Consider the following 15,154-nt stretch of genomic DNA (forward strand, 5'->3'; position numbering starts at 1 on the left):
AATTTAGCGGCCATTCGGAGCGGAGTCGCGACCGGAATCGCCGGAGGCGCCTCCGGCGTGATCAGGATTCGTGGGTGTGCCTCAGGGAGGGGTGCTCATGACGTCCGGCTGAACGGCAGGCGACTTGTTGCCGACGGTATCGCCCGAAAAGTGACGGGAAGTTGAACGGCCGGGCGTGGCCGCCATGGCCTATAGGGGCTTCTGGTCATCATGTCCGAATTGAACCCTTAGGTATAACGTGCCCTGTCTGTAGGGGAGATGGTTCCGCTCGTGAGCAGGATCATATTCGTGACGGTGTGTGGCCGGATCGGGAAAGAGGAATTCGGCCGCCCAAGGGGAGTTGGCGGAGCCGGGTAGACAGAGGGTGACCGGGTATTCCGCGCCGGAAAGATCCGTGTCACGGATCGGGAAAAGGCTCGGCTTGTTCCCTTCGGCGCGGCCGGTCTACGGTCACGGCAGTTCGGACGGAACGCCTAATCCTGCCGCCGTCCGGAATTCCCACCCACCCACGCGTGGCAGGAGCGGGGGACCCAGGTAGTACGCCGATCCCGGAGTTCCGGACGGCTTGGGGTGAAGTCGCGCTGCCGCGCGGCCGGGCATCTCCAGCCCTAACCCGACAGCTCACCCCGCAGGCGCCGGAGAGGAATGCGTCATGCCCAAAAAGGGTAAGCACCGCCGAATTACGTCCAGCCCCCTCACCCGTGGCTTCGTCGCCGCCGGTACCGGTGGCGCGGCCATCGCCCTTCCGCTGATGGGTGCGAGCGGCGCCCAGGCGGCGGAGCAGTCGGCCCCCGCGACCGTCGCCGCCGTCCCCGCCGCCCCGGTGGCCCAGCAGTCCGCCGCCGCTCCCGTGACCTACCGCGTGGTGGCGGGCGACTATCTGTCCAAGATCGCCGCGGACCACAACCTCAGCGGCGGCTGGCAGAAGCTCTACGCCGACAATCGCGAGGCCGTCGGTGAGAACCCCTCGCTGATCCACCCCGGCCTGGAGCTGACCCTCGGCGCCAAGGCCAAGGCCAAGAGCGACGCCCCGGCGAAGTCCGAGACCCGCTCGGAGCCCCGCGCCTCGCGTGACGACGCCCGTGAGAGCGCCCCGGCCCCGGCCGCCCCGAAGGAGACCGCCTCCAACACGTCCGCGTCGGCCGGCTCGGTCGAGGCCACCGACGACGACGCCGCGCAGAGCACCCCCGAGCCGAGCGCTCCCCAGGCCGGCGGCGGCTACACCACCCCGGTCGCGTCCGCCAACGTCAGCACCCCGTACCGCGCCTCGGGCTCCATGTGGTCCAGCGGCTACCACACCGGTGTCGACTTCACCGCCTCCACCGGTACCAGCATCCGGTCCATCGGCCCCGGCACCGTCGTCTCCGCCGGCTGGAGCGGCTCGTACGGCAACGAGGTCGTCATCAAGCACGCCGACGGCAACTACTCCCAGTACGCCCACCTCTCCTCGCTCTCCGTCTCCGCGGGCCAGAGCGTGAGCGGTGGACAGCAGATCGGGCTCGCCGGCTCCACCGGCAACTCCACCGGCCCGCACCTGCACTTCGAGGTCCGCACCGGCCCCGGCTACGGCTCCGACATCGACCCGGTGGCCTATCTGCGCCAGCACGGCGTCTCTCTCTGACGTTCGTACCAACGCCCGCAACCCCTCGTGCCGCCCGGCGGTGGCACGGGGGGTTGCGGCGTGCTCCCGCTTCGGTGATCCGGTCCGGCGGGTGGGCCGAGCGGGATCACCACACCGTCAGGCCCCCGGGCCGGGCGGCGGGGACGCGTTCCAGTACGCCGCCCGCGAAGACGTCGTACAGCGGGAGCGCCTCCAGATGCACATAACCGATGTGGCAGTCGCAGACGGCGAGCGGGCAGGCGCGCGGGCGCAGCGCGGTCCGGTACGAGCCGTCGTACAGATTGCCCAGTTCGGCGGGGACGAAGTGGCAGCGGCGCACGGTGCCGTCGCCGTCCACCGAGACGACCGACTCGCCCGTCCGGCAGGGGAGACCGGCCGAGCGGTGCGGATGGCGGCTGTACGGGAACAGGGGATCGAGCGCGGTCCACTCCGCGGCTTCCGGGTCCGTGTACCGGTGGCCTTCCGCGGCGTTCACCCAGAGGTAGACCTGAGAGGGAAGTCCGGCGCGGAGCCGGCGGGCGTGCTCCAGATGCTCGGGCAGCCCGACCACACCGACACTGAAGCGGATGCCCAGCCCGGTCAGCTCACGGCACTTGCCGAGGAACCTCTCGTACGGGGTCTGCCCGGGGTGGTAGGTGCACCAGAGCGCGAGCGTCCCGGGATCGGCGTCCGCGAGCCAGTCCGTGCGGCAGCTGAGATTGGTCTGGATCGCCACCCGCCGCACCTGCGGCAGCCGGGACAGCTCGACCAGAGTGCGCCGGTACCAGGAACGGACCAGGCCCTCGCCCCAGGGTGTGAACAGCACCGAGAGCCGGTCACCGGTCCCCGCCGACACCCAGGCGGCGAACCGCTCCAGGGCCGCCCGGTCGGCGCGCAGCTGTGCGGGGGAGTCGCGCCGCTTGGCGAACGGACAGTACGGACAGTCGTAGTCGCAGGAGGCCAGCGGCCCCCGGTACAGGACGGTCAGATCCACGGTGCCGTCCTCACTTCGGCTCGTACGCGGCCATCGCGGCGCGCACGGCGGGGGAGAACAGCTCCGGTCCCAGCGCGTCCGAATACGCCAGCCCCTCGGCGCTGAGCCTCAGCCGGCCGGGCGGTGCGTCCGCGTCGAGCCAGCCCAGTGCGGCGAACCGCGCCAGCTCGGGTCCGAAGTCGTCACCGGGGTCGCCGCCGAAACGCTCCCGGTAGCCCGCCGTCTCCATTCCCTCGGCCTGGAGCAGCGACTGAAGCAGATGGCGGCGGCGCGCCTCGCCCTCGTCCACCGCGAGCCCGACCTCCGCGTGGGCGAAGTCCTCGGTCTCCGTGTAGTCGTCGATGATCGTGCGTATCCCGGGCATCCGGACGGCGTAGTCGAAGGAGTAGTGGAGGCGCGAGGTGTAGGAGCGGGCGCCGCAGCCGAGGCCGATCATGCCGTCGGTCTGGCAGGCGTAGTCATCGGCGTCGCCGTGCCCCGCGAGCGCCGGACCGTGCCCGGCGGCCGTCCCGCCCGGCACCGCGCCCGGGCCGGGGGTACGCGTACCCGGACCGATGGTCATCGCACCACGCGCGGGGGTACCGGAGACCGGGGAGCCGCTTACGGCGACCGTGGCCCCCGCGCCGCTCGCCGCGCCTGTGCCGCCCGTGTCCCCGGCGTCCCGGCGGCGGAACATCCGCATCGACACCTGGTCATAGCCGTGGGCCAGCAGATGGTCACGCCCCAGGCGGTACAGCCGCAGCCGCTGGTCGTCCCAGGCCGCGTCGCTCCCGGGCCCGGTCCGGCCGAGACCCGTCAGCGGCCGGATGTACAGCGGGTAGAGATACAGCTCCTCGGGCTGCCAGGCGAGCGCGGCGTCCAGGGAGTACCGCCAGCTCTGCGGGGTCTGGCCGTCGATCCCGTAGATCAGGTCGATGTTCAGGACGGGCACTCCGGCCGCACGGATGCGCCCGAGGGCGGAGTCGACCTCGGATCGCCGCTGAGGGCGGACCGCGGCCTTGGCCTCTTCATCGACAAAGCTCTGTACGCCGATGCTGATCCGGGTGGTGCCGCGCTCGGTGAGCACGGCGAGCCGGTCCGCCGTCGCGGTGGACGGCGATGTCTCGACGGAGAGCGGGACGGCGGTGAGATCCGCGCCCATCCGCTTCTCGGCGATATCACAGAGCCGGTCGAGCTCGTCGGCCGTCAGAAATGTGGGGGTGCCGCCGCCGAAGGCCGCCGCCGCGAAGCGCACCGGTCCGCCGTCGCCGAGCGCGTCCCGTACCGCGGTCGCCTGCCGGTCGAGGGCGTCGAGATAGCGGGTGGCCAGCTCCCCGGGCGCGCCGATCCTGGTGAAGAGATTGCAGAAACCGCAGCGGACCTCGCAGAACGGGATGTGCAGATAGAGCGAGAGCGCGTCCTTGGGCTCCGGCGCCCACAGATCGCGCAGTGCGGGGCGGGGGCGGAGCGGACGGTAGGCCGTCTTGTGCGGATAGGCGTAGACATAGCTCTGATACGGGCGCGGGTGGTGTGCCGGGGTGCTCATGGGTGCGCCTCATCGTGCTCGGGTGACACAGGTGGCTGGTGTGACTCGGTTGACGCGGTGTGCGCCGATGGTCTGTGTGGTCTGTGTGCATCGGGGGGTGTGGGTGGCACGGGTGGTGCTGCCGACGCGGGTGTGCCCGCCTCCAGGAAGAAGTGGGCGTACGGGACGGTCCATACGGACTCATGGCCCAGCCGATGACCGGTGTAGCCGTCGTCGCCGTAGGCGGTGCCGTGGTCGGAGCAGACGATCGCGAAGCAGCGACGGCGGCTGCGGGCCGCGTCGAACAGCCGCCCCATATGGCGGTCGACATACTCCAGTGCGGCGGCGTGGGTCTCCTTGGAGTCCCCCGCCTCGCGGGTCGCGCCCGGGAGATGGAACCAGTTGGGCTGGTGCAGCGAGGGCACATTGACGAACAGGAACAGCCGGCGGCCGTGGGGGAGCGCGGCGACGACCTGCTCGGCCCGGGCCACCTGCGCCTCGAACGAGGTGGGGGACGTGACCCCGAACCCGGGCTCCCAGTGGCTCTCCCGGAACATGCCCGGCAGTACGGAACCGAGCGGTCCCCGCTTGTTGAAGAAGCCCACCCCGCCGATGCACACCGTGTGGTAGCCCGCCGCGGCGAGACCCGAGACCAGATCGGGGGTGTCGAAGACGAAGGTCCGGCCCGCGGTCGTCTCGCTGCCCGCGAACCGGGCGGCGAACAGCCGGGGATGGGGGCCCGGCGCGGCGGGCGTCGGCAGAAAGCCCGCGAACAGAGCCTGGTGGGAGGCGTACGTGAAGCTGCCGGGCGCGTGCCGCTTCTGCCAGACGCCGCCGGGGATGTGGCGGGCGAGGTGAGGGATCCGGCCCGCCGCCGCCAGCTCGGCCGCGACGTCGTACCGCAGGGTGTCCAGCGTGACGAGCAGCAGATCGTCGCTGCCCACGACCTCGTTCATGTCCGGGTCCACCGGGGCGCCCGGAACACGCTCGCCCCCGGCCGGGCCGTCCCGGTCAGGGTCGGCCCGGCTCTCCCGGTCCCGGTCGTCTCCGCCCGGGCCGGGACGGGTGAAGGTGTCAGGCGTCTGCACGGTGGTTCCCTGTTCTGTGCGGTACGGCCGGGTGCGGCCCCGGTCCGGTGCCCCCGCCGGGACAGCCCGACCGCGGGCCGGGGACAGTGGTGTCCTGCCGCCTTTCCTGCGCGCGTACGGCGGCGATCTGGGCCGCATAGGTGTCCTGGTCCTCCGCCGCGCCGCCCGGCAGGCCGGTGAGCCCCGGCAGCAGATCGCCGAAGGCGTTGACCTCGCCGACGGCCAGGCGCCGCCAGCCGGTGCCGGGCAGCAGATCGACGCCCACCCTCAGGGACCGGGGGAAGCAGGCCGCGGCCCGCTCGGAGATCCGCGGTACCTCGGCCCAGCCCACGCCCGCCGTGTCGAGCGCGGTGCGGGCCAGGGCCAGATCGCCGCGCGTGCCCCCGAGATGGAGATTGGTCATGGGGGAGCGGCTCGTCCTGACGACCGCGTGGGTGGTCCGGCCCGCGGTGACCACGACACGCAGATCGGCGGTCCGTCCGCCCTGGGACGCCTTGGGCAGCCAGCGCTCGATATGCAGACCGTCCGGCGCGAGGGTGTCCACGATGGACGCCACCTCGCGCTCGTCCGTATAGCGGCGGACCCGCAGCGAGTTGTACAGCCGCCCGTGCGCGTCGCGCTCGACCGAGGTGGCCGCCTGCACCCGGCCGCGGCTCGCGGTCTCGACGGCGAGCACCCCCGAGGCCGAGGAGCCGTGCGCGAGCTTGACGAACACCCGGCGCAGCCCGGTGGCCTCCTGGATCGCGCGGATGTCGTCCCAGCCGCGCACCGCCGGAGCGCCGGTGCCCGAAGTCGGTGAATCGGGCACCGGGACCCCGGCCCGGCGCAGCACGTCGTGACAGAGCCGTTTGTCGAACAGCACCGCCAGCTCGTCCGGGTCGTCCAGCGCAACCGCGCCGGCCGCGGCGACGGCCGACGACACCTCCCGTACGGCCGAGGTGAACCTGTCGTACCAGCGGGCCGTTCCCTCGACCCTGGCCGGATCGTCGACGCCCCGCAGCTCCCGGTCGACCTCGGGGTCCTCGCCCGGGGAGTCCAGACGCACCCGCTCACCGGGACGGAACTCCGCCCGGCCCCGCAGCACCTCGATCCAGGGCACCACGCGCACGGCGGGCAGCCCCGCCGCGCGGGCCGCGTCCCGGAAGAGGGCGACACGGCGGTTGGCCGGATTGCCGACCACCGCGAAGCAGGGGCCGGTGGAGGAACGCGTCCCGGTCATGGGCTCACTCCGCCACGGCGGTGTAGCGGTGGTCCCACCCGTCATCGAGGCTCTCGGCCAGTTGCGGGTCGTCGAGGTCCACCTCCACACCCGTCTCCTTGAAGGCGGCCGTCAACCTCTCCACCATCGGCCCGTCCAGGAAGTGGTGGTGGAGGTCGAGCTTCCGCAGATGCGTCAGCGGCTGTCCGTTGAGCAGGGCCTCGGCGCCCTCGTCGCTCAGGGTGCCCATCGACAGATCGAGGGTTTCGAGGCGCGCGACGACGGGCGCTCCGGAGACCGCTTCGGCGATCCGGTCCTGGATATCGCTGTTGCGCAGGCCCAGATACGTCAGCCCCGGCAGCCGGGTGCCGGTCAGGATCGGCTCCAGATCGGACACGTCGGCATCGGCGCCGTACCCCGACGAGCCCAGCCAGATGTCCAGGCGCTCCAGCGCCGGCAGATCGCTCGCGGCGATACCGCGGACGACCTCGGCACCGAGCCCGCCCGTCTCGACGCGCAGGGAACGCAGCTTCCCGTGCCGCACGCTCTCGAAGCCGAGGCCCTGACCGCCGCGCACCCCGAACTCCTCCAGTTCGGGGAAGGCGTCGAGGAGCGGCGATACGAGCCCCTGATTGATCCAGGAGATCTCGCACTCCTCGTAGGTGATGTCGCCGACGAACACGGCCCGCAGCGCGGGCAGCCGGTCACGGGCGGCGGTGATCGCCGAGACGACGGGCTCAGGCCCGTTGTCGTACGCGTCGCTCCAGGCACCGACGATCAGCGCCCGTACCCCGGAGGTGTCCACCGCGGTGAGGAAGCGTGCGAACGCCTCCTGCCACTGCTCGTCGCTGTCGTACGACTCGACGGCGATGCGCCAGGCCACGGACTCCGCGGCGGGCAGCCTGACCGGCTCGCCGGCATCGGGAAAGTCGAACACGGGCAGGCCGTACAGCTCCTGCAGATGGTCCGAGACGGTCATGGGAGGGCTCCTGACACCGGGCGGCGTTGATCGGCTGACTGCCAGAAGTTGTACCAAGCCGCACTGACAGCGCCCGGCGCGGACCCCTGCCGGTCCGGTCGGCGGCGGTGTTGTCAGACCCTCCCGTTAGCGTCGATATCAGCTCGGCGCACTCGGTGCCGGCTTCGAGGGGAGAGCTATGTACCGGCAGGGAGACGTGCTGATCGTGCCCGTCGCGGAGGAGTCCGTACCGTCGCACATACCGGACGCGGGGGCCGAACCGCGCGACGGCCGGGGGCGGTTGGTTCTCGCGCTCGGCGAGGTCACCGGACACGCCCACGCGGTGACCGGGGCCGGGAGGCTGGTGCGTGAGCCCGGCGCGTTCGGCCCGATGGTCCTCCATCTGCCGGCGGGCGGGCGGGTCGTCCACGAGGAGCACGCGGCCATCGACCTCCCCCGGGGCTGGTACCGGGTCGTGCGCCAGCGTGAGTATCTGCCGGGCGCGGTCCGCATCGTCGCCGACTGACCGTGCGCCGGATCCGTCCGGTACTCGGCGCGCGGCACACGCCGTACGGCACCGGACACGGGTGGCGCACACGACAGTTGCCGAAGAGCCGAACAGCCGGCATCTGCGCCGTCGACGGCACCCATGACCGCATCCATGGCAGTCGTGGCATGGGCGGCATTGACGATATCGGCAGCATCAAGAACATCGACGACACCGGGCAGGACAGCAGCCGCACCGGCCGACGGCCGGACCGCGGGGGACGGGGAATCTCATGCAGTACGTGGACAAGTGGCGGGCCGTCGCGGCGGCGACCGGACCGGCGGACCGGGCGGCGGCCGAGAACGGCGTACGTCTGGCCTACCGCACGGCGGGGCTCGCCGAGCCGCGACGGATCATCTGGGCGCTCTCGCCCCGGGCGGCCGTGCTCGCCGTCCGGGCGCTGGGAGAGGGGGCCGGTCCCTCCGTCCGGGAGCAGGTGCGCACCCGCCCCTGGGCTCAGGAGCGCCGCCGCGTCCATGACGAACTGGGGCCCGGGGGCTGGACCGAGCTGTGGACCGCGACCGGTGCCCGGCTCTGGGACAGTACCCGGGCGCTCGCCGAGCGGATCAGAAGCGGCGTGGTGGACGAACTGTCGGCCGGTACGCCACCGGACGGGCCGGAGGCGGCCGGTGCCTCCGCCGCGGTCTCCCGGTCCGGGACGGCCGGTCCGGGCAGAGGCGCCGGCGGCGACCCGTCGGCGGGCGCCGGGGAGAGCGGAGGCCGGAGCGGGACCGAGGAGGGGATCACGGAGTCCGAGGTCCGTCTCGTCCTGCTCGACGCGGTACTCGGGCAGCACGACGCCGCCTGGCTCGCCGCGTTCGACGGCAGCAGTGAGCGGCTGGAGGGTCTCGCCCTCGTCGCGGCCCACGCGGGCTGGTGGTGGCCGTACGAGCACGCCGTGGTGATGTGCGAGCGCCCGGTCGAACTGCACCGTGACGAGGCCGGGCGCCTCGACAACGGTGAGGGGCCCGCCCTCGCCTACCCCGACGGCTTCGCGCTGTACGCCTGGCGCGGTATGCCGGTGCCCGCCGGGTTCCTCAGGGAGCTGTCCTCCCTCACTCCCGAGCGCATACGCAACGAGGAGAACGCGGAACTGCGCCGGGTGATGCTGGAGTTCCACGGCTACGACCGCTATCTCGCCGAGTCCGGTGCGGAGCCGGTGCACAAGGACGAGACCGGCACGCTGTGGCGGATCGCTCTGTTCGACGACGAGGACGTGGCGATGGTCGAGGTGCTGAACTCCACCCCGGAGCCGGACGGCACCCACCGCACGTACTGGCTGCGGGTGCCGCCCGCCACCCGGACCGCCAGGGAGGGAGTGGCCTGGACCTTCGGCCTGGCGGCGGAGGCGTATGAACCGCTGTGCCAGACCTGAGGGGAGGGGCGGGCGGACGCGGGAGCGTCAGGTCCCCGCGGCCGCCAGCATCGCGGCCCGGCTGATCAGCGCCGTAGTGCCCTCGCCCGTGCAGGCGTGGGCCCCGGCCAGGGCCCCCAGCCGGGCGCTGTCCTCCAGATCGCGGCCGGACAGCCGGCCGTAGAGAAAGCCGCAGACATAGGCGTCACCGGCGCCGTTCGAGTCCACCACCGGCGCGGGCGGGGCGACGGCGGGGACCGGGCGCGGGGTGCTGCCCCCGCCCCGGGTCAGAAGATAGGAGCCGCCCGCGCCCGCGAACGCGACCACCGCCTCGGCCCGTCCGTCGCGCAGGATCTCCCGCATCACCGACGCTATGCGCTCCCGCGCACCGGCCGAGCTGAGGAAGACGAGGTCCGAGCGGAGGGCGAACTCGCGATGGTGGTCGTCCAGCCCGTCCCAGTCGTGGAGGTCGGTGGAGACGGGGATGCCCAGGGCCTCGATGTCGTCGAGGAGGAAGCGGGCGAAGTTCACGGTCGACAGATGGACATGACGTGCCCGCCGCAGATGAGGGAGGTAGACATCACGCGGTATCCGCAGCTCACCGGGATCGGGGGACTCGTAGAACGACATCCGGTGCCCCGAGGGATCGACCAGATTGACGGCGCGGCGGGTGCCGGCGGGAGAGATCACCGCCTCGAAGGCGACATCACCGGCCGCCAGCCGATCGCGCAGCTGCCGGCCGGGCCAGTCGTCGCCGACGAAGTCGAGAAGCGTCACCTCCAGCCCGAGGGCGCGGCAGCCCAGGGCGACATTTCCACCGGTGCGGCCCGGCCGTTCGCGGATCGGTCCCACACCGAGGGAATCCGCGAGCGGTACGGGCAGCGAGTCGACACGGACCACCGTGTCCACACCACTGCCGCCGACCACTAAGACGCTGTGGGGCGGTTGGGGAGAAAGAGGAGTGCGGGGTTCGGGCTGCTGCTGAGACAGGTGCGACACAGTCGCCCAGTATGGAGGCTGGGGCCGCTCCGGGGGCGGGAATCGCGTCCTTGCCCGGTCCGGCCCCGGCCGGGGCGGCGTGCGGCGGCGCGGCGTGCTGCACCGGGGTCATCCGCCGGTCCGGCGCTTCAGACGGTGCCGGACCGCACGCTGGCCCAGCGGTCCGAGTCCATCGAGCGCCGCCGCCAGCAGCCCGAGCTGTTCCAGGGCGTTCAGGGCGCGCTCCGCGCCGTCCGTGTCCACACCCTCGTACAGTTCCAGGCCCACGAAGGACGCGGTCACGGCACGGGCCAGCCCCGCGGGGTCGGTGAACTCCGCCAGGGGTGTGCCTTCGAGAACCCGGACCAGCACCTTCTCGACCTCGTTGATCCACAGTTCCAGACCGGCCGCGGTGGCGAGCGCCAGCCGGGGCTGGGTCTGTGCGCCCGCGAGCAGCTGACCGAGGACGGCGACGTTCCCGCCGACCCGCTCCTCACGATGCATCTCCCGGCCGAAGTCGAGGAGTTCGCCAAGGGTGGAGACCTCGTCCAGCCGTGCGCGGTAGCGGGCTACGCGCTGCTCCGCGCCATGGCGGCAGGCCGCCGAGAGCAGTTCGTCGACCGAGCCGAAGTGGTAGAAGACCAGCGCCTGATTGACTCCGGCGGAGGCGGCGATGGCGCGGGCCGAGGTCTTGGCGATCCCCTGTTCCGTGAGGGTGCGCAGCGCCCCTTCCATCAGCTTCCGCCTGGTCTCCTGGCTCACGCCCGTATCTCCTCGCGTACGGGGCGCAGTCCGGCGCGCACCCCGCACGAGCGTACGTCCCGGTACTCGGCGGTGAACGACCCCTCGTACCCGAAGAGCGGCCCGAAGCGGCGGTTGGTGACCCGTACCCGGATACGGAAGCGGCCGGCCGTGTCGTCGTACGACTCGCGCACCTCGGCGTCACCGCCGACCAGTTCCGGCACCCTGACGTCCACCGGCCCCTCCCGGAAGCGGTGTTCGCCGGAGCGGATGAGCAGTGATCCGTCGGGTTCCGCCGACAGATGGAGATCGCTGGCCAGGTGCTGGTGGGTGCCGAGATAGTCGAGGACGCGGTCACCGCGCGGGTCGGCGATCATCGTGGCGTCGAAGCGCCGGCGTCCGCCCGGAAAGTCGAAGGTGCGCACGAAGGTGACGGTCTCCCTGCCGAAGGAGTCGGCGTAGGGAACGTTCTCGATGGTGAAGGGGATCCGGCGGCCTGTGCGCGGGACGAGGATGTTCCGGATGCCGCCGAGCGCGAGGAAGGGTTTGAGGAGCGGTGCGGTGAGGCCGTTCCCGTGCCAGATCCGGTCCATCACACCGTGCCCCACACAGGCTTGGCCGCTGTCGAGACCGACGGAGAACCGGCGCCGCAACTGAGGGTGGAGCCGGTCGAAGCTCTCACCCATGACGGTGCGGAAGATCGAGCTCATTCCTGCTCCAGCGTGGTGAGAAGGGCGGGTGCCGAGGTACGTGGGGGCGGAGTGCGCAGACAGCGGCGGGCGGCCGGGGTCCACGGCAGGGGCGGCAGCAGGGCCGCGCCGACGGCGGTGGCCGGAGCGGCGATCGGAGTGAGCCAGAGCACCACCGCGACCACGGCGAGCAGCCGCACCGCCACCTCGCCGAGCGCCCAGGCGAGGGACCGCTCGGGGCTGATGCCCCGCTCGCACCAGAGCCGGAGCCGGTCGAACGACCACGCCGTCGCCCAGCCCATCAGCGGCCGGAACACCAGACGGTCCGCGACCCGGCCGAAGCGCCCCCAGCGGGCCCGGTAGTCATAGCCGGTGAGGAACCGGATCTCCTGCCCCACCGGCTCGTACCGCCAGTAGCCGCTGCCCTCCGCGATCAGTGAGAGGGGATGCCGGGAGGCGAACCGGAGCGCGGAGACCCGGCCGCCGCCGGCCCGGTGGCGCTCCCCCGCGGAGACACCGGTGCCGGCGACGGTCAGGAAGGGCAGCACCCGGGTCGCGTACCGGAATCGCTGCGGTTCGTCCCCGGCGCGCGGCAGATGGTCGACCTCGGTGAAGCGGAGATCCCACCGCCGGTGCTCGGACGGTTCCTGGGTGCGCTCCCAGAGCGTCTCGATGTCGGTGCCCACCCGCGTTTCGATGTAGAGACCCATGTCATTCCCCCGCCGACCACTATTTGAGCGACCGCTCAAAAGGAAGTTAGCCAGTTTTGAGCAGTCGCTCAAGTGGCTGGATGTACGGGATCGGTGATCCGCATCACGGCAGCGGGTAGCGGGCAGCGGGCGGCGGGCGGCGGGCGGTGGAGGTCGGGGCGGAAGTGAGCGGTCCGGGTGCTTGCCTGGTGACGGCGGTTGGCGGATCGCGTCGATGCGGTGTACTCACCGGCCGGGCGCGGACATGCCTTCCAGGCTGTGCGGTATCACCCGGCGATCGGGCCGGGAAGCTCGGGGAGGGCGGCTGAGGCCCCCTGAGCCGGGCCCGGTTGATCACCGCAGGAGGCAGGGGAGTGGACCGGTGGGTACGGGAAGGTGCCAGGTGAGGGGTCCGTCGCCTCATCCGACGCGGGCCTTGCTCAGGGACTGCCCCGGGCTCAGGGTTCCCTCCGCTCAGGAGACCGGTCCATGCCGGGAGCGTTCCCGGGCTCCGGGAGCGGTCCGGCGGCCGTACGCGAACGGAGGGTCAGCCGGTCGCGGCGGCGGCCAGGGCCTGCCGGTCCAGGCCCAGTTCGCGGGCGAGGGCGTCTTCCGTCCACTCCAGCATCGCCGCGCGGGAGAGCGACCCCGCGTACGAGGTCATCTGAACGGCGAGCCCGTCCAGGAACGCGGTCAGCCGCCAGGCCGTGGCCGCAGGATCCACGCACGGGAACTCACCGTTTGCCGCGCCCTCGGCGATCACCTCGGTCAGCGCGGCCTTCCACTGCTGGTCGAGATCGCGGGCGACCTCCCGCAGCGCCGGTTCGCGCAGGGCGGCGGCCCATCCCTCGATCCACAGACGCCAGCCCTTGGCCGTCCCGGTCGGGGCGTACCAGCGGACGGCCGCCCGCAGCCGGCGCACGGCGGAGGTGCGGCGGCCGAGCAGCTTGCGCAGATGGGCGAGATCACCGTCCGCGGCGTACGTGAACGCGGCTGCGACCAGCTTCTCCTTCGTCGAGAAGTGGTAGAGGACCAGGGCGTTGCTCACCCCGAGCGCCGCGGCGACATCGGCGATCCGTACAGCCGCGACACCGCGCTGTTCGATCTGCTCGACTGCGGCTCCGAGTAGTTCCTCGCGCCGCTCCGCCACGCTCAACCGGACTCTTGCCACGGCTTCACCCTACACAGCTGATCTTGGCCGCAGGCGGGAATGGGGATTCACCCGGATGCCGCACGGTTCACGGGTTCTCGCCTCTCCCCGCGGGGTGTCGCGGGTGCCCGGGCTGTCGGCTCAGCGCGGCCGCGGGGCCTCCGCGCCGGGCGCCCCGAGCCCTCTGAGCCCGTCGACCGAGCGGGTGCGCCCGGCCTTCCCGAGCAGGCCGACCGGTCCGGGCGCGCCGGCTACTCCGAGCGCCGACCGGGCTCGGGCGCGCCGACCTCCCGAGCACTCCGGGCACCTGGGGTGCGGGCCCCCGGGACCAGCCGGTTCGCCGGTCGGCACCGCCCTCGGCGGACCGTGGCCGCCGGTCGCCGGACGTATGCCCGCCGGCGCCCATCGGCTGCACCGCGCGCGCCGCCTCCGTGCGGGACGGCGGCAGCCATGCGTACCGGGAGGCGGCCGTCAGGCGTACCGGCCGAAACGGTCGGCGATGACCGGCAGCCGGTCGGCGGCGATCGCGTGGGCGGCGGCGCGCGGGGTCGTGCCGTCGGCCTCCGCGCGGGCCAGCGTCAGACCGGTCAGTTCCCGCATCGACCGGCGGATGTGGGCGAACGCCTCGTCCGCGTCGGCTCCGATGTCGCCGAAGAGGGTCCACCACCACCAGGCGTTCGTCCCGGAGTTGACGACGACGTCCGGCAGTACGGTGACTCCGCGCCGGGCGAGCAGTTCCTCCGCCTCCGGGAGCACCGGCATATTCGCGGCCTCGACGATCCAGCGGGCCGTGATCGCCGCCTGATTGGCGGTGTCGACGGCGTACGAGACGGCCGCGGGCACCAGCACGTCGGCGTCGGCCGACAGCCAGGCGTCGCCCGGCAGTTCCCGGTCGCCCGGGCCCAGCGCGGCACGGTCGACCGAGCCGTAGGCGTCACGGGCCGCGAGCAGCGCCTCGACGTCCAGGCCCGCGGGGTTGGCGATCGTGCCCTTCACATCCGCGACGGCGACGATCCTGAGTCCGGCGCGGGCGAGGAACCGTGCCGTCGCGCCGCCCATCGTGCCCAGTCCCTGCACCGAGACCCGCGTCCCCGTACGTGCCGCTCCCGCCCGGTCCAGCGCCACGAGCACCGATTCCGCGACGCCGCAGCCGCCTGCCAGTTCGTCGAGGCCGATGCCGTCGACCTCGACGGCGAACGCGTCCGTGAGTCTGCGACGTGCCGTCACCTCGTCGTCGAGCAGGCGGTACACGGCCTGGACGCAGGAGACGAGCCCCGCCTCGGCGGCGGCCCGGTCGACCGTGTCCTGGGTCAGGCCGAGGTCCTCGCCGGTGGTCCACATCGCCTCGATGTACGGGCGCACCGCACGCAGAAACCGGACGAGGACGCCGTACGCCCGCGGGTCCCGCGGATCGCAGTCGATACCGCCCTTCGCACCGCCGAGCGGAATGTACTTCCCGTCCGGGTTGTAGTGGAGCGCCTCCTTCATCGTCATCCCGCGGGCGAGCCCCCTCACCTCGTCGAGGGTGCATCCCTCGCGCATCCGCAGTCCGCCGCTGGAGACGCCCCGGACGAGCCGGTCGACGACCACGTGCCCCTGGCGGCCGGTGACGTGGTCGGTCCAGGTGAGGGCGAGCAGGGGCTCGGTCATACGGAGTACTCCTC

The 15,154-nt window shown here is 72.4% G+C and carries 14 protein-coding genes and 1 riboswitch; of the genes, 3 read left to right on the plus strand and 11 right to left on the minus strand.

What is annotated here, in order from left to right; translation table 11 throughout:
• The first annotated feature begins 493 nt into the window (after positions 1-493).
• Positions 494-648: riboswitch (cyclic di-AMP (ydaO/yuaA leader) on the plus strand.
• Positions 649-652: 4 nt separating this feature from the next.
• Complete coding sequence (locus ACIBCM_RS04375; protein ID WP_399240061.1) at positions 653-1,621, plus strand: peptidoglycan DD-metalloendopeptidase family protein; 969 nt, start codon at positions 653-655, stop codon at positions 1,619-1,621.
• 106 nt (positions 1,622-1,727) lie between these two features.
• Here ACIBCM_RS04375 and ACIBCM_RS04380 read toward each other — a convergent pair whose 3' ends face one another.
• The 5 genes from ACIBCM_RS04380 to ACIBCM_RS04400 form a co-directional block, all read right to left on the minus strand.
• Entirely contained in the window at positions 1,728-2,594 is an 867-nt protein-coding gene (locus tag ACIBCM_RS04380; protein WP_399240063.1) for an STM4011 family radical SAM protein, read from the minus strand.
• 10 nt (positions 2,595-2,604) lie between these two features.
• A complete protein-coding gene (locus ACIBCM_RS04385; protein WP_399240065.1) occupies positions 2,605-4,119 on the minus strand; it encodes an STM4012 family radical SAM protein in 1,515 nt (504 codons plus the stop codon).
• Positions 4,116-5,054: an STM4013/SEN3800 family hydrolase gene (locus ACIBCM_RS04390; RefSeq protein WP_399240789.1), complete on the minus strand. Its 939-nt coding sequence runs from the start codon at positions 5,052-5,054 to the stop codon at positions 4,116-4,118. Before ACIBCM_RS04390 ends, ACIBCM_RS04385 begins: the two co-directional genes overlap by 4 nt.
• Positions 5,055-5,172: 118 nt before the next feature.
• Positions 5,173-6,405, minus strand: coding sequence for an STM4014 family protein (locus ACIBCM_RS04395; protein WP_399240067.1), 1,233 nt, complete (start codon positions 6,403-6,405; stop codon positions 5,173-5,175).
• 4 nt (positions 6,406-6,409) lie between these two features.
• Positions 6,410-7,363, minus strand: coding sequence for an STM4015 family protein (locus ACIBCM_RS04400; protein WP_399240068.1), 954 nt, complete (start codon positions 7,361-7,363; stop codon positions 6,410-6,412).
• A 178-nt stretch (positions 7,364-7,541) separates the two neighbouring features.
• Between ACIBCM_RS04400 and ACIBCM_RS04405 the strand changes: the two genes are divergently transcribed.
• Together ACIBCM_RS04405 and ACIBCM_RS04410 are read left to right on the plus strand one after the other, a co-directional pair.
• Positions 7,542-7,868 (plus strand): hypothetical protein, encoded by a 327-nt coding sequence (locus tag ACIBCM_RS04405; protein ID WP_399240070.1) that lies wholly within the window; start codon positions 7,542-7,544, stop codon positions 7,866-7,868.
• Positions 7,869-8,121: 253 nt separating this feature from the next.
• A complete protein-coding gene (locus tag ACIBCM_RS04410; protein ID WP_399240072.1) occupies positions 8,122-9,264 on the plus strand; it encodes a DUF6745 domain-containing protein in 1,143 nt (380 codons plus the stop codon).
• A 27-nt stretch (positions 9,265-9,291) separates the two neighbouring features.
• On the opposite strand, the gene ACIBCM_RS04415 is transcribed toward ACIBCM_RS04410, so the two are convergent.
• The 6 genes from ACIBCM_RS04415 to ACIBCM_RS04440 all read right to left on the minus strand — a co-directional run bounded on the left by ACIBCM_RS04415 (position 9,292) and on the right by ACIBCM_RS04440 (position 15,140).
• Complete coding sequence (locus ACIBCM_RS04415) at positions 9,292-10,170, minus strand: carbohydrate kinase family protein (RefSeq protein WP_399240074.1); 879 nt, start codon at positions 10,168-10,170, stop codon at positions 9,292-9,294.
• A 180-nt stretch (positions 10,171-10,350) separates the two neighbouring features.
• Entirely contained in the window at positions 10,351-10,983 is a 633-nt protein-coding gene (locus ACIBCM_RS04420) for a TetR/AcrR family transcriptional regulator (RefSeq protein ID WP_399240076.1), read from the minus strand.
• Positions 10,980-11,672, minus strand: coding sequence for a DUF4166 domain-containing protein (locus ACIBCM_RS04425; protein ID WP_399240078.1), 693 nt, complete (start codon positions 11,670-11,672; stop codon positions 10,980-10,982). Before ACIBCM_RS04425 ends, ACIBCM_RS04420 begins: the two co-directional genes overlap by 4 nt.
• Entirely contained in the window at positions 11,669-12,361 is a 693-nt protein-coding gene (locus ACIBCM_RS04430) for a hypothetical protein (protein ID WP_399240080.1), read from the minus strand. The genes ACIBCM_RS04425 and ACIBCM_RS04430 overlap by 4 nt, the downstream gene beginning before the upstream one ends.
• Before the next feature lie 526 nt (positions 12,362-12,887).
• Positions 12,888-13,511, minus strand: coding sequence for a TetR/AcrR family transcriptional regulator (locus tag ACIBCM_RS04435; protein WP_399240082.1), 624 nt, complete (start codon positions 13,509-13,511; stop codon positions 12,888-12,890).
• A 450-nt stretch (positions 13,512-13,961) separates the two neighbouring features.
• Positions 13,962-15,140 carry a Glu/Leu/Phe/Val dehydrogenase dimerization domain-containing protein gene (locus tag ACIBCM_RS04440; RefSeq protein WP_399240084.1) on the minus strand — a complete coding sequence of 393 codons (1,179 nt, stop codon included), beginning with the start codon at positions 15,138-15,140 and terminating at the stop codon, positions 13,962-13,964.
• Positions 15,141-15,154: the final 14 nt, after the last annotated feature.

Source organism: Streptomyces sp. NPDC051018, from assembly GCF_044456085.1.
In the GTDB taxonomy this organism is placed as follows: Bacteria; Actinomycetota; Actinomycetes; order Streptomycetales; family Streptomycetaceae; genus Streptomyces.

Excerpts from the sequence above, each read along its gene's own strand:
- ACIBCM_RS04410 (WP_399240072.1), top strand. The coding sequence starts at position 8,122 with ATGCAGTACGTGGACAAGTGGCGGGCCGTCGCGGCGGCGACCGGACCG.
- ACIBCM_RS04425 (WP_399240078.1), bottom strand. The coding sequence starts at position 11,672 with ATGAGCTCGATCTTCCGCACCGTCATGGGTGAGAGCTTCGACCGGCTC.
- ACIBCM_RS04430 (WP_399240080.1), bottom strand. The coding sequence starts at position 12,361 with ATGGGTCTCTACATCGAAACGCGGGTGGGCACCGACATCGAGACGCTC.
- ACIBCM_RS04440 (WP_399240084.1), bottom strand. The coding sequence starts at position 15,140 with ATGACCGAGCCCCTGCTCGCCCTCACCTGGACCGACCACGTCACCGGC.
- ACIBCM_RS04375 (WP_399240061.1), top strand. The coding sequence starts at position 653 with ATGCCCAAAAAGGGTAAGCACCGCCGAATTACGTCCAGCCCCCTCACC.
- ACIBCM_RS04390 (WP_399240789.1), bottom strand. The coding sequence starts at position 5,054 with ATGAACGAGGTCGTGGGCAGCGACGATCTGCTGCTCGTCACGCTGGAC.
- ACIBCM_RS04405 (WP_399240070.1), top strand. The coding sequence starts at position 7,542 with ATGTACCGGCAGGGAGACGTGCTGATCGTGCCCGTCGCGGAGGAGTCC.
- ACIBCM_RS04395 (WP_399240067.1), bottom strand. The coding sequence starts at position 6,405 with ATGACCGGGACGCGTTCCTCCACCGGCCCCTGCTTCGCGGTGGTCGGC.
- ACIBCM_RS04400 (WP_399240068.1), bottom strand. The coding sequence starts at position 7,363 with ATGACCGTCTCGGACCATCTGCAGGAGCTGTACGGCCTGCCCGTGTTC.
- ACIBCM_RS04385 (WP_399240065.1), bottom strand. The coding sequence starts at position 4,119 with ATGAGCACCCCGGCACACCACCCGCGCCCGTATCAGAGCTATGTCTAC.